Annotated in this window: 15 protein-coding genes and 1 pseudogene; 6 read left to right on the top strand and 10 right to left on the bottom strand. The window is 66.6% G+C overall.

Features of this window, described 5'->3' with window-relative positions; all coding sequences use genetic code 11:
- The first annotated feature begins 67 nt into the window (after nucleotides 1–67).
- The gene (locus DIE22_RS34270; protein ID WP_124607163.1) at nucleotides 68–2,173 is read left to right on the top strand and encodes a TonB-dependent siderophore receptor; all 2,106 of its coding nucleotides are present in this window, start codon (nucleotides 68–70) and stop codon (nucleotides 2,171–2,173) included.
- Between the two features lie 38 nt (nucleotides 2,174–2,211).
- Here DIE22_RS34270 and DIE22_RS34265 read toward each other — a convergent pair.
- A pseudogene (locus DIE22_RS34265) lies at nucleotides 2,212–2,469 on the bottom strand (ArsB/NhaD family transporter); the annotation flags it as partial.
- 704 nt (nucleotides 2,470–3,173) lie between these two features.
- Between DIE22_RS34265 and DIE22_RS34260 the strand changes: the two are divergent.
- On the top strand, nucleotides 3,174–4,481 hold the full coding sequence (locus tag DIE22_RS34260; RefSeq protein WP_124607162.1) for an MFS transporter: 1,308 nt from the start codon (nucleotides 3,174–3,176) through the stop codon (nucleotides 4,479–4,481).
- A 155-nt stretch (nucleotides 4,482–4,636) separates the two neighbouring features.
- Here DIE22_RS34260 and DIE22_RS34255 read toward each other — a convergent pair whose 3' ends face one another.
- From DIE22_RS34255 to DIE22_RS34240, 4 genes are all read right to left on the bottom strand, one after another.
- Entirely contained in the window at nucleotides 4,637–5,110 is a 474-nt protein-coding gene (locus tag DIE22_RS34255; RefSeq protein ID WP_124607161.1) for a hypothetical protein, read from the bottom strand.
- Between the two features lie 155 nt (nucleotides 5,111–5,265).
- Nucleotides 5,266–5,733, bottom strand: coding sequence for a sodium:proline symporter (locus DIE22_RS34250; protein WP_124607160.1), 468 nt, complete (start codon nucleotides 5,731–5,733; stop codon nucleotides 5,266–5,268).
- Nucleotides 5,734–5,766: 33 nt separating this feature from the next.
- Complete coding sequence (locus tag DIE22_RS34245) at nucleotides 5,767–6,426, bottom strand: nitroreductase (protein ID WP_124497078.1); 660 nt, start codon at nucleotides 6,424–6,426, stop codon at nucleotides 5,767–5,769.
- 162 nt (nucleotides 6,427–6,588) lie between these two features.
- Nucleotides 6,589–7,569, bottom strand: a complete 981-nt coding sequence (locus DIE22_RS34240; RefSeq protein WP_124607159.1) for a LysR substrate-binding domain-containing protein — start codon at nucleotides 7,567–7,569, stop codon at nucleotides 6,589–6,591.
- A 57-nt stretch (nucleotides 7,570–7,626) separates the two neighbouring features.
- Between DIE22_RS34240 and DIE22_RS34235 the strand changes: the two genes are divergently transcribed.
- Entirely contained in the window at nucleotides 7,627–8,526 is a 900-nt protein-coding gene (locus tag DIE22_RS34235) for a DMT family transporter (protein WP_124607158.1), read from the top strand.
- Nucleotides 8,527–8,603: 77 nt separating this feature from the next.
- On the opposite strand, the gene DIE22_RS34230 is transcribed toward DIE22_RS34235, so the two are convergent.
- Entirely contained in the window at nucleotides 8,604–8,810 is a 207-nt protein-coding gene (locus DIE22_RS34230; protein WP_124607157.1) for a hypothetical protein, read from the bottom strand.
- 358 nt (nucleotides 8,811–9,168) lie between these two features.
- Between DIE22_RS34230 and DIE22_RS34225 the strand changes: the two genes are divergently transcribed.
- Both DIE22_RS34225 and DIE22_RS34220 read left to right on the top strand, forming a co-directional pair.
- Entirely contained in the window at nucleotides 9,169–10,323 is a 1,155-nt protein-coding gene (locus DIE22_RS34225; RefSeq protein WP_124497081.1) for a branched-chain amino acid ABC transporter substrate-binding protein, read from the top strand.
- An 87-nt stretch (nucleotides 10,324–10,410) separates the two neighbouring features.
- A complete protein-coding gene (locus DIE22_RS34220; RefSeq protein ID WP_124497082.1) occupies nucleotides 10,411–10,719 on the top strand; it encodes an XRE family transcriptional regulator in 309 nt (102 codons plus the stop codon).
- Nucleotides 10,720–10,837: 118 nt separating this feature from the next.
- Here DIE22_RS34220 and DIE22_RS34215 read toward each other — a convergent pair whose 3' ends face one another.
- Nucleotides 10,838–14,434 (bottom strand): indolepyruvate ferredoxin oxidoreductase family protein, encoded by a 3,597-nt coding sequence (locus DIE22_RS34215; RefSeq protein WP_124607156.1) that lies wholly within the window; start codon nucleotides 14,432–14,434, stop codon nucleotides 10,838–10,840.
- Nucleotides 14,435–14,537: 103 nt separating this feature from the next.
- On the opposite strand from DIE22_RS34215, the gene DIE22_RS34210 reads away from it, so the two are divergent.
- Nucleotides 14,538–15,443, top strand: coding sequence for a LysR family transcriptional regulator (locus DIE22_RS34210; protein ID WP_124607155.1), 906 nt, complete (start codon nucleotides 14,538–14,540; stop codon nucleotides 15,441–15,443).
- Between the two features lie 55 nt (nucleotides 15,444–15,498).
- On the opposite strand, the gene DIE22_RS34205 is transcribed toward DIE22_RS34210, so the two are convergent.
- The 3 genes from DIE22_RS34205 to DIE22_RS34195 form a co-directional block, all read right to left on the bottom strand.
- Nucleotides 15,499–16,950 carry an MFS transporter gene (locus tag DIE22_RS34205; RefSeq protein WP_124607154.1) on the bottom strand — a complete coding sequence of 484 codons (1,452 nt, stop codon included), beginning with the start codon at nucleotides 16,948–16,950 and terminating at the stop codon, nucleotides 15,499–15,501.
- A 60-nt stretch (nucleotides 16,951–17,010) separates the two neighbouring features.
- The gene (locus DIE22_RS34200; protein WP_124607153.1) at nucleotides 17,011–19,005 is read right to left on the bottom strand and encodes an aconitase family protein; all 1,995 of its coding nucleotides are present in this window, start codon (nucleotides 19,003–19,005) and stop codon (nucleotides 17,011–17,013) included.
- A gap of 107 nt (nucleotides 19,006–19,112) precedes the next feature.
- A complete protein-coding gene (locus tag DIE22_RS34195; protein WP_124497087.1) occupies nucleotides 19,113–20,000 on the bottom strand; it encodes a LysR family transcriptional regulator in 888 nt (295 codons plus the stop codon).
- Nucleotides 20,001–20,081: the final 81 nt, after the last annotated feature.

Below are 20,081 nucleotides of genomic sequence, written 5' to 3'. Positions count from 1 at the left end.
TGGAACACAAATGCCGGCGCGAGACGGTCCGCCGTGCCCGAACGCCAACCACATCAAGGGACGGGGTATGAGCAGGAAGAACTGGGCGGCCGCACCGATGGCCATCGTCGTCGGCACGGCCGGCCTGAGCGCCGCCGATGCGCAGGAGTTGTCGCTGCCCGCCATCGAGGTCTCGGGGCAACGCGCGAGCGCCCCGTTTCGCGCGCCCGAATCGACGAGCGCGACACGCACCGAGACAGACGTGATGGAGATCCCGTTCGCGGTCAGCAGCGTCGACGCGAAACTGGCCCAGACCGTCGCCGCGACGCGCGGCGAAGACCTGTACGACTGGGTCGCCGGCGTCGCGCGGCAGAACAACTTCGGCGGCCTCTGGGACAACTACGCGGTGCGCGGCTTCGCCGGTGACGGCAACACATCGGGCACCGACTACCTCGTCAACGGCTTCTCGTGGAATCGCGGGATCAGCGTCCCGCGCGACACCGCCAACCTCGAGCGCATGGAAGTGCTCAAGGGGCCCGCGTCCGCGCTGTACGGCCGCGGCGATCCGGGCGGGCTCATCAGCTACACGACGAAACAGCCGCAGTTCGCGCGCTCGAACACCGTCGGCGTGTCGGCCGGCAGCTACGGCGCGTTGCGCCAGACGCTCGATTCGACCGGGCCCGTCACGAAATCGCTCGCATACCGCTTCGTCGCGATGAACGAGAACAACGGCAGTTTCCGCGATACGGTGTCGAGCAAACGCTACCTGTTCGCCCCCTCGTTCACGTGGGACATCGGCGCGGACACGACGCTCCACTACGAGTTCGAGAGCGTGCGCCAGCGCGCGCCGCTCGATCGCGGCGTGGTGGCGGTCAACGGCCAGCTCGGCGCGATTCCGGCATCGCGCTTCCTCGGCGAGCCGCGCGACGGCGACTACGACGTGCGCAACACGGGCCACCAGTTCACGCTCGAGCATCGCATCGATGCCCGCTGGTCGATCAACGCCGGCTTCGCTCAGCGCGACACCGACCTGTCCGGACGCTCGTCCGAAGCGTTCGCGCTGCAGCCGGACGGCCGCACGCTGTGGCGCCGCTATCGGCAGGTCGCGTTTCACTCGAACGACCTGCAAGGCCGGCTCGAGACGACCGGCAAGTTCCGCACCGGCGGCATCGGCCACACGCTCGTGATGGGCGTCGATGCGTATCGCTTCAACTACGACCAGTTCGTTGCGCGCTCGACGCCGACCGCCGCCGCGCCGTACGCGATCGACATCTTCGCTCCGGTCTACGGCCAGCCGGCGCCCGCGCCGCGCACCGCGACCAACCTGCTCGAGCGCGACGACGGGCAAGGCCTCTACGCGCAGGACACGCTGGCGTTCGGGCCGCACTGGAAAGTCCTCGCCGGGCTGCGCTGGGATCGCTTCCACCAGTCGGTCGAGAATCGCCTGAAAGGCGTGACGACCAGCCAGCTGCAGACGGCGGTGAGCCCGCGCCTCGGCGTCGTGTACGAAATGAGCCCCGCGCTGTCGCTGTATGCGAACACGGCGTACTCGTTCCGGCCGAACAACGGCGCCGATGCCGACGGCCGCGCGTTCGACCCGGAGAAGGGGCATGGCTATGAAGCCGGCGCGAAATGGGCCGGCACGCGCTGGCTCGCCACCATCGCGGCGTTCCACGTCAACAAGCGCAACGTGCTGACCGCCGATCCGGCGAATGCCGGCTTTTCGCGCGCGGCCGGCGAAGTGCGTAGCCGCGGCGTCGAATTCGAATGGAACGGCGACCTGGGCCACGGCCTGCGCGGTATCGTCAACCTCGCGTACGTCGACGCCGAAGTCACGCGCGATACGGTGCTGACGCCCGGCGCGCGGCTCGTCGACATACCGCGCCTGAGCGGCAGTGCGCTGCTGATGTACGAAACGGCGCTGCCGTTCGCGGACAAGGCCGGTGTCGGCACGGGCGTGATCTACGTCGGCCGCCGCGCCGGCAACACCGCGAACACGCAGGACGGCTTCGCGCTGCCCGCCTACGCGACCGTGCAGCTCAACGGCTATGTGCAGGTCGACAAGCACCTGCGTGCGTCAGTCGTCCTGAACAACCTGTTCAACCGCACGACCTACGTCAGCTCGTACAACAGCCTGTGGGTCACGCCGGGCGCGCCGCGCAGCCTGTTCGCGTCGCTGGCCTATTCGTTCTAGGTCGAATCGGTCGCCTGACGTGGGTCATGCGTCACGCGTCAGGCGACGAGCGCGAGCCGCGCAGCCAGCGCGAGCAGCAAGGCCGGCAACATCACGCATGCACCGACTGCGAGAAATTCCCCGAAGCCGATCCGCTACCCTTCGCGCCGGATCGCGGCGAGCCACGGAATCGTTGCGAGCGATCCGGTGACGGGCAGATTCGGGCCCAGGTCGACGCCGATGAGCATCGCGTCGATCGCCGCGTGCGGGCTTTGCGCGGCACCGATCGTCGAACTCGCGATCAGTCCGGCGGGCAAGAACAGAAACGCCTGACTCCGGGCATCGTGTGTCAGGCGTCTTCGCCGCAGGTGCCCCTGGCGCACCTGCACGGTGCGCAGGCACTCGAGCACGAGTGCGGCGCCAGTGACCGAGCCCTCGCTGGCATACCGCTCGTGCGCGTCATGCGTTTCGAGGTGCTGCTCGGCCGCGACTCGCGAGACCTGGACGGCGTACTCGCGAACGAAGGCGCTCATTGCAGGCGGCCCGCCGCGTCGTGCGCGAGGCAGGCTGCTTCCCGAACCAATCAAACATGGCAGATCGCAGTTGCGCCGCGATCCTGCATCCGGGCGCCGTCTACCGTCAGACGACGCGCCGTCGCGCGATGGCGCGCCTTGCAACTCCATTACACAACCATTCCTCATGGCGGAATTTTCACTATATTTCGTCTAAATATTTGGCCAAATTACTTACGATAAATTCCAAATTACGGGATTTAGTGGAAAACACCGAGAGCATGATGCCTCGTCGTCGACCTAGAATTTGCCGCAGGATCAAGCGTGATGGCAGCAAACCGTACGGGTTTGTGTGCGTCGGTCCAATAGACCATTTCCGTCGTGCCAGCGTCCGCCGTTGCGGTCGACGACTCTGACGGATGTGTGCCCCGAGATCCGCTCACTGTGCCAACTGGCGCGCGCACGGCAAGGATCGAGTCGTTATCCAGCCCCGACGAAGAGGAATGTCAATGTCCCTGTTTCGGTCCTCACGGCTCTACCAAAAGATCGCGCTGCGCATCTTGCCGTTCCTGTTTCTGTGTTACGTCCTGAACTTCGTCGACCGGGTGAACATCAGCTTCGCCAAGCTGCAGTTCCTGACGGACCTCGGTTTGAGCGAGACTGTCTTTGGTGTCGCGACGGGCGTGTTCTACGTGAGCTATGCCGCGTTCGAGCTGCCTAGCAATCTGTTGCTCGCACGCATTGGCGCGAAGCGGACGCTGCTGCGGATCATGGTGCTGTGGGGTTTGTGTACGGTTGCGCAGATGTTCGTGAGCGGCGCAGCGTCGCTTTACTTCGTGCGCTTCCTGCTGGGGGCGGCAGAGGCCGGATTTTTTCCAGGCTTGATGTTGTATCTCTCGTACTGGTTCCCCGATGCCGTGCGTGCGCGCATCAACAGCATCCTTCTGCTCGCCGTGCCAATCGCCGGTATCACCGGCGGCCCGCTATCGGGCTGGATCATGAACCAGATGCAAGGCAGCTGGGGGCTCCGCGGATGGCAGTGGCTGTTCCTGCTCGAGGGCCTGCCGGCAATTGCACTTGGGGTACTCGCGCCATTCCTGTTGAGCGATCGTCCTGAAGGCGTGACCTGGCTTTCCAATACAGAACGAGAAATGCTCGCGCGCGATCTCCAGGCCACGCACGACAAGGCGGTGGTTCCAGCGGGCCGGGCAACGTTGCTTTCGATCCTGTTCGACAGGCGCGTGATCGGATTGACCGTCGTCTACTTCAGCGTTCATCTGGGCCTGAGCACCGTCACGTTCTGGACGCCCACCATCCTGAAGGCGGCCGGCGTCTCCAGTATTGCAACCATCGGCTCGCTGTCTGGCTTGATCTCCGCATTCACCATGGTTGGCAACGTGCTGATCGCGTACAGTTCCGATCGCTGCCTGGAGCGACGCTGGCATCTGGCCGGTTGCTTCCTTGCCACCGCGCTGTGCCTGTTGCTGCTACGGATCGCGGCAGGCGATATCCGTGCCACTGTCGTGCTGGTTGGCATTGCTCAGCTATCCATGTTCACGGTGCCGATCCTGTTCTGGACGATTCCGTCCGCGCAGCTCGACAAGCGTAGCGCGCCGGCCGGCATCGCAATGATCAGCGCGCTGGGATCGCTCGGCGGCGCGTTCGGCTCGGGACTGATGGGCATGCTCACAAGCCGCTATGGCACGCCGTATGTCGCCCTCTCGGTGGTGGCGAGCCTGCTGTTGATGGGGATGCTTCTCCTGGTACGCCTGGTACCCGCGCGCGCCGCCACGGTTTCGCCCAGTCATGCCACCTAGCGAAAGGTCTCGACGGTGGAGCCGCTGACCGGATTGTGATTCGCCGCCATGCGACATTCAGGCAACGTCGCAAGGGTATGCGCCAAAGGCCGGTTCATACCAGCCAGCAGCACTACGCCGCAAGCATGCTGGTCTGAACGCGAACATACGGCGGCTCAATGCCGCCGCATGCCGCCGAATCCGTGGCCGCCGCCGACGAAGGCCGGGCCACGATGAAAGCCCGCCCCCATCGGAACGCCGACTCGGCCGCGCATCCCCCCGTCGAAGTGACCGAAATGACCGAAGTGGTCGAAGTGATGGCGATGATGGAAGCGGTCGATGAAGACGAAACTCACGCCCGTGCCGACGAACACCGCCGGCCCCCAGTACCACGGGTCGGTGTACGGATAGGCGGTATCCGGATACCACACGATGCTGCCGTCCGGGCTTGACACCATCTGCCAGGTGCCGTCGCTCTGCCGGCACGCCCGCCCGACGATCTGCTGTTCCGTGCCGTCGATTTCCGCTTGCGCGACGACCGCACGGCAGCGAGCGCCGTCTTCCGACGAGTCGTCGTACGTTTGCGCCAGGACGCATACCGAACACCCGAGACAGACGATGCCCATCCCGAACCGAAACAAGTTGTACATGATCGGCTCCTGCATGATTGCCCCCGGCCACTCGACCCTTGGCGTCACGGACGGCGCCCGGCTTCGTATAGGGTCACCCGACCATTAAACGACAGGGCACGCCGGATTATTCCAGGGGTCGTGATGCGCAAGCGCGACGCGGCAACCGCCGGCGATCATGCTCGCGGCGGGCGCCGGACGATGCAGTAGACGCCCGCCGCGGTCACCCCGAAGACCAGATGGGCGAGCAGCGTGATCGCGCCGCGCACCGGAACGAACCACGGAAAGATCGCGGTGAACGCGTGCAGGTTGATGCCGTAGAGAACGAGTCCGAACGCGCCGCCGGCGAGCAGCGCGGCGCCGGCCGACAGGTGGCGGACCACCATCGCCAGCACGGCCGCATAGGCGAGCGACAGCGCGGCATGCACCAGCGTCGCCACGCCCATGATCGCCGGATCGAACCCCGCGGACGGGCCGAGCACGGACTGCCCCATCACGATGGCGGCAGTGAGGCGTGCGTCGCGAAGCAGGTTGTGGATCGCATCCTCGCCGACGATCGGCCAGAGCAGCAGCTCGATGACGGTCGAGCCGACCGCCGCGGCGAACGCTGCCCAGAGAATCGGGACGGGACCGTTGTGTTTCAATTGCCCTCCGCGATGGCCGCACGCCGTGCGGCCTTACAACGGACGTTCGCAGTCCGTCCAGTACGCGAACGGATCGCGATGCTTCGGATAGTGCTCGTCGAGCCATTTCAGCAACGTCGCGCGCGCATCGTCCATGTCGGCTTTCGACGACGACGTCGTCAGCTCGTGCACTTCGACGGACTTCTCCCGATCCATCACGTAGCAGTTCCAGTCGGGGCCGTCGAGATCCGGATCGTCGGACGCCTTCGACGACTTGCGCCAGCCGAACCCCTTGCGCGCATCGATGTAGTAGCGCGGATGCACTTTCAGATACGACATCTCGCCGCCCTGCAGGCTGCTTTCCGCACGCAGCACGTCGCGCTCGTCGACGATCTGCGTGACTTCCGGCAGCCGGCGCGAGCGCCAGCCGGACGGCAGCGTCGCCGTCGCCCGCACGGCGTCGTACGGGCCCCACGTCAGACCCCAGGCTTCGGCCATGCGCTTCATGAACGCATCCGCGCCCGGATAGCCGCGCAACTGGATTCTGGTCGACAGCGTGACTTCGACGCGGCCGTCGGCGCCGGCGGGGTCGCCTGCCGCCTCGAACGGATTGCCCGGGCGCGACGCGCGCTGCTGCGCGTCCGCGGGCGCCATGCCCGAAAACAGCTGGTCGAGCGCCGCACGCGCTTTCGACGACTTGTCAGGTCTATTCATTCCTCATTCCCTCTGCATTCGAACGGTTCAACACGTTAGATTCTCGTTTATCTATCGGATCCCGCGATTTTCCGCGGTCGCATTGTCGACGATCCGGTATCCCGGGTCGAGCGGCGGCAGCATCCGCGCCGCCTTCGTCGCGCCCCTCGACGCCGCTGCCACCTATCCCAGCGCGGCCCGCATCCGCTCCATCAGCGCGAGCACCTCCGGACGATTCTCGCCCTTCGCATGCACGAAGTGATACCTGAGCAGCGAGTCGACCTCATGCCGGCTCACGCGGACGAGCGCGCTGCGCTTGAGATACGCATCCGCGAGCGGCATCCGCGCCAACGCCACGCCGAGCCCCGCTTCGGCCGCCGCGAGCACCAGGTTGTAGTCCTCGAAACGGCGATCCTGCGCGCGCGGCTTGAACGGAATGCCGAGCGCGTCGAACCAGGTACGCCAGCCGGTCACGTCGGAGTCGTGCAGGAGCGGCATCTCGAGCAGCGCGGCGTCACCGTTTCGACGGCGCAGCGCGGCCAGCTGCGTGGCCAGCCGCGGATGCGCGACCGGATAGAGCGTCTCCGGCATGAACGCGCGGGTCTCGAGCTGACGCCAGTTGCCGCGCCCGTACCGGATCGACAGATCCGCTTCGCCGGCGGCGATATCCACATTGCGAAGCTCGATGCCGAGTTCGATGCGCAACGCCGGCGCTTCGCTCTCCAGCGCATGCTGGCGCTCGAGCAGCCAGAGCTGCGCGAACGCCGGCACCACGCTCATTCTGACCAGTCGCGGCGTGCGCGGCGTGCGCCACTGATCGGCCGCGCCGTCGATGATGGCGAACGCATGTTCGATCCGGCCGACGAAGCGCTGGCCGTCCGGCGTCAACCGCACGCCGCGCGCATGACGTTCGAACAACGCCATGCCCAACCAGTTCTCGACGGCCGCCACGCGCCGGCTGATCGCGCCGTGCGTGACGCCGGGGACGTCGGCGGCCGCCAGAAACGAACCCTGACGCGCCACCGTGCAGACGGTCTCCAGGCTCGCCAGCGGCGGCCGCGGGCCGGGTGCCGACATGACGGCCGGCAGCGCGTCCGCCACACGCTGCCGCGTGTGCGCCGAGCCATCGGCCCGGCGTCGCACCGAGCTGTGAGCCATGGTCATATCCGCAGGTCGATCTGTGCGCTAGCTTAACATCTCGCCACGCCGCACCATTGCCGCATGAATACGCTTTCCTCCTCGTCGCGCGGCGCGCGACTGCCGCTCGTCGCGGCCGGTGCGGTGGCGTTCACGATCGTCTCGTGGGCCTCCGCCTTCCCGTTCATCCGGATCGGCCTGCACGGGCTGGCCCCGCTGCAACTCGCGGCCGCACGCTTCGCGACCGCGGCGGTGCTCGTGATCGCATGGCTCGCGTGGCGGCGGCCTCGAATGCCGGCCAAAGGCGACGCGTTGCGCTTTCTCGTCTGCGGCTTTCTCGGCATCGCACTCTACAACGCGCTGCTCAATACCGGCGAGCAAACCGTGTCGGCCGGCGCGGCGAGCTTCATCGTGAACACGCTGCCGATCTTCACGGCGCTGCTGGCCGCGGTGTTTCTGCGCGAACACTTCAATCGCTGGGGATGGCTCGGTTCGCTGGTCAGCCTGGCCGGCATCGCCGTGATCGCGCACGGCCAGCCGGGCGGCCTCGTCCTCGGCTCCGGAAGCACGCTGATCCTCGGCGCGGCACTGTGTTCGGCCAGCTATTTCGTGCTGCAGCGGCGGCTGATTCCCGTGTACGGCGCGCTGCCCTGCGCCGCGTATACGCTGCTGGCCGGTGCGCTGCTGCTCACGCCGTGGTTGCCCGGCGCGCTCGTGTCGCTCGGCGGCGGCGCGTCACACGACACGGCGCTCGCCGTCCTGGTGCTCGGCGTCTTTCCCGCCGCGCTGGGTTACGCAACCTGGACCTTCGCACTCGGCTACTTCGGCGCGGCGCGCGCCGCCAATTTCCTCTACCTGACACCGGCGGTCGCGACCGCGCTGTCGATGGCGCTGACGGGCGAGCGGCCCGGCACCGAGACGCTGTGCGGCGGCCTGCTGGCGGTCGCAGGCGTGATCTTCGTGGCCTTGCGCGGACGGACGTAGGCTCTCGGCTTCGTCGAACGGCAGGACCGGTTCAAGCGAACCGGGAGCCGGCAGCAGTCCGGTCAAGCCTGGCCCCGTCATCTGCGCAGCGAAATACATGCGCTGCTCGTGTGAGTCGATACCAATTCGTCAACGCCATCGGGCTTGACCGTTAGTTGCATCAACCAGATGGCGGCCTCGGCGCGGCATTGCGATGAGCGCGATTGCGCATTCCCGAGCAGCGCCAAAAAGTGTGCAGACAAATCGACCGAACAGTTCGTGATTGATTGCATCGCACTGTTCATGGCCATCGGTATCAGCCAGGCCGAATAATCGGAACATTCGATGGCGCGAGACGGCCACACCCTCGCACGGCAGGCCGACGAAACAGCCGCGCGATCGCCTCACATTTGCGCAGGATTGCGCAATTCGCAGAAGCGAGCGCACATGCGTTCGGATATATTCATACGGATTTCATTTAGTCAGACGAAATCGCCGGCTCGCCCGGGCACTGCGTGGCGCCGGCGTCGTTCATCGACATCGACTGCCCGGCGGCATGCAAACCCTCACGGGTCACGAAGACTCGTCCGGCACACCGACCGCCTCACAAGGGCGCGCGGACGACCGGACTGCAACAGAAACATCAATCAACGGAGATGGCAGATGGAACGAAGCACTGTCGGCATGCGCTGCAAACCCCTGATCACCGTCGCACTGGCAGCCGCCGCATTCGCGGCCGCGTCGGGCGCGATGGCCGACCAGGTCGTGAAGATCGGCAGCGTCGAACCGACGACGGGCGGCATTTCGCATCTCGGCAAGGACAACGAGAACGGTGCGCGCCTCGCGGTCGAGGAGATCAATGCGAAGGGCCTGACGATCGGCGGCAAGAAGATCACGCTGCAGCTCGACGCGCAGGATGACGCGGCCGACCCGCGCCAGGCCACGCAGGTCGCGCAGAAGCTCGTCGACGACAAGGTCGTCGCCGTCATCGGCCACCTGAACTCGGGCACATCGATCCCGGCGTCGAAGATCTACAGCGACGCGGGCATCGTGCAGATCTCGCCGTCGGCCACGAACCCGACCTATACGCAACAGGGCTTCAAGACGACCTACCGCGTGGTCGCGACCGACGCGCAGCAAGGTCCGGCACTCGCGAGCTATGCGCAGTCGAAGGGCGTGAAGAGCGTCGCGGTGATCGACGATTCGACCGCCTACGGGCAGGGTCTCGCGAACGAATTCGAGAAGAAGGCGAAGGCGCTTGGCCTGAAGGTGCTGTCGCACGACGCGACCAACGACAAGGCGGTCGACTTCCGCGCGATTCTCACGAAGGTCAAGGGCGAGAACCCCGACGCGATCATGTACGGCGGCATGGACGCCACCGGCGGCCCGCTCGCGAAGCAGGCGAAGCAGCTCGGCCTGCGCGCGAAGATCCTGTCCGGCGACGGCGTGTGCACCGACTCGCTCGCCGAGCTGGCCGGCCCGGCGGCCGACAACGTGCTGTGCTCGCAGGCCGGTGCGGCGCTCGAGAAGATGCCGGGCGGCGCGGCGTTCCTCGCGAAGTACCAGAAGCGCTTCAACCAGGGCATCAAGTTCGATGCACCGTTCGCATACGACGCGGTCTACATCGCGGTCGACGCGATGAAGCGCGCGAACTCGACGGACCCGGCGAAGATCCTCGCCGCGATGCCGTCGACGAAGTATGAAGGCGTGATCGGCACGACGACGTTCGACACGAAGGGCGACCTGACGCACGGGATCATCTCGATCTACGGCTACAAGACCGGCAAGAAGACCTTCCTCGACCAGGTGAAGATGTAACGCCCCGCGACGCCGGCACGACGGGAACGCCACCCGTCGGCGCCGGCGCCTCGCGGGCCAATTCAGGTTTTGCGGAGATGAAGCGACATGTGTGCAATGGCGTATGCGGAGTTTCAACAGGAGTTGAAGAAAGCGCAGTTGACGGCGCGCGAGTTCGCCCGCCTGATCCGGATGAACGAAAGTTCCATCACCAACTATTCGAGCAAGGGCACCGTCCCTTCCCACCTCGCGGTCATCGCGACCCTGATCGGCGCGCTCGCCGCGCACGAGATCGATTTCCGGCACGTGATCGGCAAGACGGGCATCGAGCCGAAACGGCCGCGCGGCGTCGGCGCGTTTCCGGCGGCGGGCAAGCCGCGTTCCCTGAAGCTGAAGCGCCGAAGCGGCGATTCATGAACGGCCGCGGCCGATCGGCCGCCGCACCATCCCGCATCGCGCGTCGCGCGAATCCGCCCGCATGACGCATGACGACGAGCCCGGCCTGACAGTAAGCCGCGCCCGCCGCCGATGAACGTCACGCACTGGCGGCCGATCGCATCGGCATCCGGTACGCCGCCAGCAACCGCTCCCGCTTCTGCTCCGCTGCCGCCATGTTGCGCGCCTTCACGTGGCCGAAGCCGCGAATGTCGTCGGGAAGGTTCGCGAGTTGCAACGCGACCGGAAGACGCTCCGCGTCGAGCGTCGCGCAAAACTCGTCGACGAGCGCGATGTAGTCGGCAATCAACCGGCGCTCGTCGCGCCGTTCGGCCGTGTGCCCGAATACGTCGAACGGCGTGCCGCGCAGCCCCTTCAGTTTCGCCAGCACACGGAAGGCCGGCAGCACCCATGCGCCGAAGCGCTTCTTCCGCAGGTGCCCGTGTTCATCGCGCTTCGCCAGCAGCGGCGGCGCCAGATAGAAGTTCAGCGTGTAGTCCCGCCCCGGGACGCCGTCGAACTGCTGACGCAGCTTCTCCAGATACGCGGGATCGGCATACAGGCGCGCGACTTCGTATTCGTCCTTGTACGCCATGAGCTTCGCCAGATTCGCGGCGACGGCGCGCGTCAGCGGCAGCCCCGACGCGCCGCCGATCCCCGCCTCCCTGGCCCGGATGCGGTCGACCACGTCGCGATAGCGCCGCGCATACGCGTCGTTCTGGTACGCGGTCAGCAACGCTTGCCGCGCGCCGATCAGCGTGTCGAGCGATTCGGGTATCCGCACCACGGTTCGCCGCGGCGCGGCAACGGGCTCGACGATCGGCTGGACCGCGGCAGCGCCATGATGCGCGATATAGCGCCCCAGCGTGAATGCGTGCTGATTCTTCTCGACCGACACGCCGTTGAGTTCGATCGCACGCAGCAGGCTCGTCCGTTCCAGCGGCAGCCAGCCCTTCTGCCACGCGAAGCCGAGCAGCAGCGGATTGCTGTAAATCGAATCGCCCAGCAGCGCAAGCGCGAGCGTGTTGGCGTCGATGAACGCGCACCCGTCGCCGATGCTCTCGCGCAGCTCCGCCTCGGTCTGCGTGCCCGGGAAAGTCCATTTCGGATTCTTGACGAACTCCGCGGTCGGGGTCGCGCCGCTGTTGATCGCGGCGACCGTCACGCCATGCCGGGTACGCGACAGCACGTCGTTCGATGCCGCCACGATCGCGTCGCACCCGATGACGAGCCGCGCTTCGCCCGTGGCAATGCGCGTCGCGTGCAGCGCGTCGGGTGTCGCCGCGATCTGCACATGGCTGAGGACCGCGCCGCCCTTTTGCGCAAGACCGGCCATGTCGAGCACCGTGACGCCCTTGCGTTCGAGATGCGCGGCCATGCCGATCAGGCCGCCGATCGTCACGACGCCCGTGCCGCCGACGCCCGTCACGAGAATCCCGTACGCGCCCGCGAGCGCAGGCAACGTCGGCATCGGCAACGCATCGAAGTCGACGGTGTCCACACTGCCGCCGCGCGCCGCCGCTGGCTTGCGCAGCTGCGCGCCCTCGGCCATCACGAAGCTCGGACAAAAGCCCTTCACGCAGGAGAAATCCTTGTTGCACGACGACTGGTTGATCTTGCGTTTCGTGCCGAGCGGCGTATCGAGCGGTTCGACGGACAGGCAGTTCGACTGCACCGAACAGTCGCCGCAGCCTTCGCACACGGCGTCGTTGATGAACGCGCGGCGGGCAGGATCGGGGTAGGCGCCGCGCTTGCGGCGCCGCCGCTTTTCGGTCGCGCAGGTCTGGTCGTAGATCAGCACCGTCGTGCCCGCGATGTCGCGCAGCATGCGCTGGATCGAATCCAGCCGGTCACGGTGATGGACGTCGACGCCGGCGGGCAGCGCGACACCGGCGTCGTACTTCTCCGGCTCGTCCGTCACGATCACGATGCGCTTCGCGCCTTCCGCGCTCACCTGATGCGCGATCTGCGGCACGGTCAGCACGCCGTCGACCGGCTGACCACCCGTCATCGCGACCGCGTCGTTGTAGAGAATCTTGTACGTGATGTTCGCGTTCGACGCGATCGCCGCGCGAATCGCGAGGAGGCCCGAATGGAAGTAGGTGCCGTCGCCGAGATTCACGAACACATGCTTGTCGCCGGAAAAATGCATCTGGCCGAGCCATGCGACGCCTTCTCCCCCCATCTGGCTGAACGTTTCCGTCTTGCGGTCCATCCACATCGACATGTAGTGGCAGCCGATCCCCGCCAGCGCGCGCGAGCCTTCCGGCACGTTCGTCGACGTATTGTGCGGACAGCCCGAGCAGAACCACGGCTTGCGCTCGACCGACACGCGCGGCTTCGCCGCGTCGCGCTCCTTCGCATCGATGATCGCGACGCGCGCGAGCATGCGCGCGCGCACGTCGTCGGGCAGGTCCGCACGCGACAGACGCCGCGCAATCGCCTTCGCGATGAGTGCCGGCGACAACTCGTAGTGCGCGGGCAGCAGCCAGTCGCCACGCGGCACCGACCATTCGCCGCCTTCGTTGTCGCGTTCGTCGAATTTTCCGTAGATCTTCGGACGCACGTCCTCGCGCCAGTTGTACAGCTCTTCCTTCAGCGCGTATTCGAGAATCTGGCGCTTTTCCTCGACGACGAGGATCTCCTCCAGGCCCGTGGCGAATGCACGCGCGTCCTGTGCATCGAGCGGCCACACGCAGCCGACCTTGAGCACGCGCAGGCCGATCTTCGCGCAGGTTTCGTCGTCGAGGCCGAGGTCGCTCAGCGCCTGGCGCACGTCGAGATACGCCTTGCCCGCCGTGATGATGCCGATGCGCGGCGTCGGCGAATCGATCACGATGCGGTTCAGCCGGTTCGCGCGGACATAGGCGAGTGCCGCGTACCACTTCTCGTCGAGCAGCCGCGCCTCCTGCGCGAGCGGCGAATCGGGCCAGCGGATATTGAGGCCGCCGTCCGGCATCGTATAGTCGGTCGGCGTGACGATTTCCACGCGGTCCGGATCGAGGTCGATCGATGCCGTGGATTCGATTACGTCGGTCACGCACTTCATCGCCACCCATAGACCGGAGTAGCGACTCATCGCCCAGCCGTGCAGCCCGTAGTCCAGGTATTCCTGCACGTTGGCCGGATAGAGCACCGGAATGCCCGCCGCGATGAACGCGTGCTCCGACTGATGCGCGACCGACGACGACTTCGCCGCGTGGTCGTCGCCCGCGAGCACGAGCACGCCGCCGCGCGCATCGCTGCCGGCGGAGTTCGCGTGCTTGAACACGTCGCCGGTCCGGTCCACGCCCGGGCCCTTGCCGTACCACATGCCGAACACGCCGTCGCGCGTCGCGCCCGGCCACAGATTGATCTGCTGCGTGCCCCATACGGCCGTCGCGGCGAGATCCTCGTTTACCCCGGGCTGGAACACGATGTCGTTCGCCTGCAGGTGCCGTTTCGCTTTCCACAGCGATTGATCGAGCGCGCCGAGCGGCGAGCCGCGATAGCCGGAGACGAAGCCGGCCGTGTTCAACCCGGCCTTCAGGTCGCGCGCCTTCTGCAGCATCGGCAGACGCACCAGCGCCTGCGTGCCGCTGATGTAGACGCGGCCCTTTTCGAGCGTGTACTTGTCGTCGAGCGACACGGAAGCGGCGGGCGTGGCGGCCGTTTCGGCCGGCTGGAGCGACGCAACGGCGGGATCTGGCGCGTTCATGGCGGGACTGTCTCCGGGGTAAGCGTGATTTTTCAGCGCAGTATAGGAAGCCGAATTGGTATCGTAAAATCACAAATAGACAATCCTGGTATCCGAAAATCAGATGGCATTCGATCTCACGCTCCGGCAGTTGCGCTACTTCGCTGCGGCCGCCCGGACCGGCCAGTTCTCGATGGCGGCGGCGAACGAACACGTGTCGCAATCGGCGATCACCAATGCGGTGCTGGCGCTGGAACACGGGCTCGGCACGCGGCTCTTCGAGCGGTTGCCGCAGGGTGTCGCGCTCACGCCCGACGGCCAGGACTTCTACAACCACGCACGCCGCGTGCTCGACGCCGCGCGCGATGCCGTTCACAAGCCGCCGTTCCGCTCGCACGACATGCGCGGCACCGTGCGCATCGCCGCGTCATACACGGTGCTCGGCTATTTCCTGCCGGAACTGCTCGCCCGCTTCCGCACGACCTATCCGTTCATCGAGTTCGACCTGCGCGACATGGAGCGGGCCGATAGCGAACGTGCGGTCCTCGACGGCGACGTCGACATCGGCGTGGTGCTGCTGTCGAACGTCGACAAGCTGAGCCGGTTCGGCAGCCAGGTCCTGATCCGCTCGCGGCGACAGCTGTGGGTCGCGCCGACGCATCCGCTCGCGCAGCTCGACGCGCCGTCGCTGAAGGACATCGCCGCGCATCCGTACATCCTGATCACGGTGGACGAGGGCGAGCAGTCGACGCTGCGCTACTGGAAAAAGAAAGGGATCGTGCCGAACATCGCGTTTCGCACCAGCTCGATGGAGGCGCTGCGCGGACTGGTGGCGCACGGCTTTGGGGTCACCGTGCTGTCCGACATGGTGTTCCGGCCGTGGTCGCTCGAAGGCAAGCGGATCGAAGCGCGGCCGATTCTGGACGCCGTCCCGCAAATGGACGCCGGCATGATCTGGGCAAAGGGCGCGCAGCTGAGCGCGCCGGCCGCCGCGCTGCAGCAGTTCCTGATTCACGCATGCGGCACGTGACCCGCATCGCGCGCAGCAGCACGCGACACCGGCCGCCGCGCGCGCGGCGTGCCGCTCAGTGAGAAATACGCTCGAGCGACTGGCCGAGCGTTTTCGGGCCCATCAGCCCGATCGCAAGCATGACGAGCGCCATCGCACCGGCAATGAACACGAATACGCCCGTGACGCCGAATTCCTTCAGCGTGAACGCAATGACGAACGAGCTGAACACCGCCGACAGGCGGCTCCACGAATAGACGAAGCCGACGGCACGCGCGCGAATGGCTGTCGGATAAAGCTCCTGCTGGTACGCGTGATACGTAAACGAAATGATGTTGCCGGCCAGCGTCAGCAGCACGCCCAGCGTCACGATCGCCACTGCCGCTGACGCCTGGCTGAACAGCAACCCGCTCACGATATTGAGCGCAGCCATGCACACGATCACGTGCTTGCGTTCGAAGCGGTCGGCAATCCAGTAGCCGAACAGCGGCCCGAGCGGCGCGGCAAGCCCGATGATCGTCGTGTACAGCAGGCTCGACGTCACGGTGATCCCCTGCTTGACGAGCAGCGTCGGCACCCAGTTCGCGAAACCGTAGAAACCGACGGTCTGGAAGATGTGAAAGATGACCAGCATCAGCGTGCGCTTGCGGTACGGCGGCCTCAGCATGTCGGCGAATCCCGCGTTGCGCGGGACGGGGTCGGCCGGGCCGGGCTCGGGCAGCGGCCGCCCGTACTGCCGCGTGACTTGCGCCTCGAGGCGCGAGAGCACTTCATCGGCTTCCCGGATGCGGCCCTTGCCCGCGAGCCAGCGCGGGCTTTCCGGCAGATTGCGGCGGAAGTACCAGACGAACAGCGCACTGATCCCGCCGAGCAGCACGACCCAGCGCCAGCCGTCGACGCCGAACGGTGCCGCGGGCACCAGCAGATACGACAGGAACGCGACGACGGGCACGGCCGAGAAGCCGATCGCCTGGCAGATCGCGAACGCGCGGCCGCGCAGATGCTTCGGCGCGAGTTCCGACATGTACGTGCCGATGGTGATCAGCTCGACACCGATGCCCATTCCCGACACGAAGCGCCAGAAGTTCAGGCCGCTCGCGGTGTCCTGGAACGCCATCGCCGTGTTGGCCGCGACGTACCACAGCAACGACCACGTGAAGATCGACCGGCGGCCGAAGCGGTCGGCGAGGAAGCCGCAGGCGGCCGTGCCGAGAAACAGTCCGCAGAACAGCGCGGCGATGAAGCTCGCCACGCCCGCCGTGCCGAACAGGCCGGCCGTCGTCGGCGTGAGAATGTGGCTCTTCACGAGACCGGGCGCGATGTAGCCGGTAAAGAGCAGATCGTAGAGCTCGAAAAAGAAGCCGAGGCTGAGCAGCAGGATCAGTTTCCAGACCGCACGCGTCGCCGGAAGCCTGTCGAGGCGTGCCGAAATCGCGCCCATGTCGGCCGCCGACGCGGCCGATGCGGTCGCTGCGGCTCCGGTGTGTTCGGCGACGCGCAGGTTCGATGCGCGCTCCAGAATGGCCATGTCTGTCTCCTTATCTCTTCATTGGAATGTGCGACCGCCGCGCGTGCGGCACCGCGCCGCTTACGGGTACTGCGCCTGCAATTCGGCAAAGGAAGCGATGCGGCCCGCCAGTGCGCTCGCGACGACGGTCGGCGGGCTCGCGAGCCATACCTGGCCCGGCCCCGACCGGCCCGGAAAATTCCGGTTGATCGCGCTGATCGTCACTTGCCCCGCAGCCGTCGACGCGCCCGGCCCGCAGTTCGCGCACGCGCCGCACGACGGTTGCAGCAGGATCGCGCCGACCCGTTCGAAGGTGTCGAGGTAGCCGCGCCGCGCGCAGTAGTCGCGGACGTCCGACGTGCCGAACTGCAGATAGAGATGGACGCCGACCGGTACGCGCAGCCCGCGCGCCGCCGCCCACGCCAGCACTTCGTGATAGTGGTCGAAGTCTTCGCGCTTGCCTGCCGTGCACGAGCCGCCATACGCGATATCGATACGCGGACGTTCCGGAAGATCGCGCAACGCGACGCCGTTGCCCGGATCGCCGGGTGCCGCGAGCATCGGCGTGATGCGCGCGCAGTCGATCTCGATCACGTCCGCATAGGGTGCGCCGGCGTCGCTGCACATCCACGGCTCGATCACGAAGTCGATGCCGCGTCGCGCCTTGAGGAAGCGCACCGTCTCCGCATCGGGTGCGACGATGCCCGTGAAGCCGCCGAGCTCGGCCGTCATGTTCGTGAGCGTCGTGCGCTCGTCGGTCGTCAGTCGCGCGATGGCGGTGCCGGCAAACTCGAACACCTTGCCGACCCCTGCGCCGGCGCGGATCTTCGGATCGGCAAGCAGATGCAGCACGAGATCCTTCGCCGTCACGCCGCGCGAAAGCGCCCCGTTGCACTCGATCCGCAGCGACGGCGGCACGGTCATCCGCACCGCGCCCGTGACGAACGCGTTCGCCATGTCCGTGGTCCCGACGCCGAACGCGATGCAACCGAGGGCGCCGCTGTGCGGCGTGTGCGAATCGGTGCCGACGACGACCTGGCCCGGCAACGCATGGCGCTCGGCCATCATCGCGTGCGAAATGCCTTCGGAGCCCTCGCCGATGCCGCCGTTGCCGGATTCGATTTCAGCGAGGTAGCCGTGATTCGTCAGCCCGTAGTCCTTCGCGAATTGCCGGTGCGCGTCCGACAGCTCGCGCACATCGGGAAGCAGCCCGTTGCGCACGTGCAGCGCGCTGCGATGCGCATACGACAGGTGATCCTCGAACGCGAGAATCGTCGCGGGTTCATGCAGCGACAGCGGCTTGCCGAATGCGGCATGCAGCATGTGCGTGGCCATCCCCGTGTAGTACTCGTGGATGAAGCGCCAGTCGGCGCGAACGAACACGCCCGCGCCGGGCGCACGCGAGGTTCCGGTTCCTTCCGTGCGCAACGCGTGGCGCTCGAGAATTTTCTGTGCGAGCGTGCGCGGCGCGGCATCCGCGGCATCCGCGCCATCCGTCGCATCGGCCGTCTCGCCGGCGAACTCGATCTCGCGCATGTGTTGCGCACCGTAGCGCAGCAGGCCGCCGCAGCGCAGGATCGACGCGGCCAGGCTGTCGCGCGACGCGACGAGTTCCTCGATGTCGATGGATTCGCCGCGCCGGATGCGTTCGATCAATCCGAAATCCGTCGACGTGAACAGTCCCAGGTTGTCCGCGTTCTGCCGGTAAATCCGCTCGAAGCTCTTCGCGATCACGAGCCGGATGCCCGCGCGGTATTCCGCGAGCGGACTGTGCTCGCGCGACGATCCCTTGCCGTAGCGATTCCCCGCGACCGTCACGCGAAAGCCGCCGGCGAGCACGGCACCGGACCCGACCGGATTGCGGCCGCCGGTTCGAAAGCCGAGATACGGGAAGCGGCCAAGGCGCTCGTCGAAGCGCGTCAGCACGCTCATCGGCGTGATTTCATCGGTCGATATGTCGTCCCGCAGCGGCCCCGCCGCGGCCTCCGTCAGGTCGGTGCCGCCGAGCTGCCGTTCGACCCGCTCCGGATCGTCGCAAAGAAACAATATCCGGCCCGCCAGATCCACTGTCGCCATCTGATTTCTCCTTGAACGGAAATCTAGACGGCTGCGCTGCCGGAAACGAAGTGCTCGATCGGCAAGCGGGGCATCGCAGATCGCGATGTCCGCGTAAACCCGTGGCGTCAGACGGCCGCGAGCGCGTCGATCAACGCCTGGACGGCCTTCAGGCGCGACGATTTGCGGAGCGCGTGGACATGCAGCGCGCGTTCGCGCGCCCACGGCTCGTCGAGCGGCCGGCGCACGAAGCCGTTCGACCCGGCGAACGCCGACGCCGCGCTGGTCGGCACGATGCCGATGCCGAGCCCGGCTTCGACCATCCGGCATTGCGCGTCGAAACTGTTGACCGTCACCGACAGATTCAGCGGCATGCGCATCGCATCGGCGCGTTCCTTCAGGGTCTGGTCGAGCGAGCCGCCTGCCTGCAATGCAACGAGCGGAAAGCGGAGCACGTCGCCGAACGTCGGCGCGGGGAGCGCGGCGAGTTCATGATCGAGCGGCAGCACGACCATCAACGGATCGTCGGCGAAGTGCCACGACTCCAGCCCACCGGGGATCTTGCCGCACGCCGAGATGCCGACGTCGGCGCGGTCGTCCAGGCATGCGCGAACCACCTCGTCGCTGATCTTTTCGGTCAGCGCGATCTGCACCAGCGGGTAGCGTGCCTGAAATGCCTTCAGCCGCTCCGGCAGGAAGCCGACGATCGCCGACGCGTTCGCATGGAGACGCACGATGCCGGCGACCTGACCGCTCAGCGACTGGACCTCGCGCGCGAGCGACTGCAACTGGCCGTGAACCGACACCGCACGGGAAAACGCGTGACGACCGGCTTCGGTCAACTCGACACCGGACGGCGAGCGGATCAGCAACGGCGTGCCCATCGCCGCTTCGAGGTCGGCGATCCGCCGGCTGAGCGCCGACGGCGCGATATGGTTGCGGCTGGCGGCCCGGGCGATGGAACCTTCCTGAACGACGGAAATGAACAGTTCCAGGCTGTACGGATCGATACGCATGCGGCGGGATCCTTGGAGACGTGTGGCTTGCGGACCGGCAGGGCCGTCCGTCTCCAGCCATATTAGCAGCGGGGATGCGTC

Source organism: Burkholderia sp. Bp9142 (genome assembly GCF_003853415.1).
Lineage (GTDB): Bacteria > Pseudomonadota > Gammaproteobacteria > Burkholderiales > Burkholderiaceae > Burkholderia.
The sequence above is the reverse complement of the archived record's forward strand: the minus strand, read 5'-3'. Positions and strand labels throughout refer to the sequence as shown.

Excerpts from the sequence above, each read along its gene's own strand:
- DIE22_RS34255 (WP_124607161.1), bottom strand. The coding sequence starts at position 5,110 with ATGTACAACTTGTTTCGGTTCGGGATGGGCATCGTCTGTCTCGGGTGT.
- DIE22_RS34260 (WP_124607162.1), top strand. The coding sequence starts at position 3,174 with ATGTCCCTGTTTCGGTCCTCACGGCTCTACCAAAAGATCGCGCTGCGC.
- DIE22_RS34235 (WP_124607158.1), top strand. The coding sequence starts at position 7,627 with ATGAATACGCTTTCCTCCTCGTCGCGCGGCGCGCGACTGCCGCTCGTC.
- DIE22_RS34200 (WP_124607153.1), bottom strand. The coding sequence starts at position 19,005 with ATGGCGACAGTGGATCTGGCGGGCCGGATATTGTTTCTTTGCGACGAT.
- DIE22_RS34210 (WP_124607155.1), top strand. The coding sequence starts at position 14,538 with ATGGCATTCGATCTCACGCTCCGGCAGTTGCGCTACTTCGCTGCGGCC.
- DIE22_RS34225 (WP_124497081.1), top strand. The coding sequence starts at position 9,169 with ATGGAACGAAGCACTGTCGGCATGCGCTGCAAACCCCTGATCACCGTC.
- DIE22_RS34195 (WP_124497087.1), bottom strand. The coding sequence starts at position 20,000 with ATGCGTATCGATCCGTACAGCCTGGAACTGTTCATTTCCGTCGTTCAG.
- DIE22_RS34215 (WP_124607156.1), bottom strand. The coding sequence starts at position 14,434 with ATGAACGCGCCAGATCCCGCCGTTGCGTCGCTCCAGCCGGCCGAAACG.
- DIE22_RS34205 (WP_124607154.1), bottom strand. The coding sequence starts at position 16,950 with ATGGCCATTCTGGAGCGCGCATCGAACCTGCGCGTCGCCGAACACACC.
- DIE22_RS34245 (WP_124497078.1), bottom strand. The coding sequence starts at position 6,426 with ATGAATAGACCTGACAAGTCGTCGAAAGCGCGTGCGGCGCTCGACCAG.
- DIE22_RS34270 (WP_124607163.1), top strand. The coding sequence starts at position 68 with ATGAGCAGGAAGAACTGGGCGGCCGCACCGATGGCCATCGTCGTCGGC.
- DIE22_RS34240 (WP_124607159.1), bottom strand. The coding sequence starts at position 7,569 with ATGACCATGGCTCACAGCTCGGTGCGACGCCGGGCCGATGGCTCGGCG.
- DIE22_RS34230 (WP_124607157.1), bottom strand. The coding sequence starts at position 8,810 with ATGAACAGTGCGATGCAATCAATCACGAACTGTTCGGTCGATTTGTCT.
- DIE22_RS34220 (WP_124497082.1), top strand. The coding sequence starts at position 10,411 with ATGTGTGCAATGGCGTATGCGGAGTTTCAACAGGAGTTGAAGAAAGCG.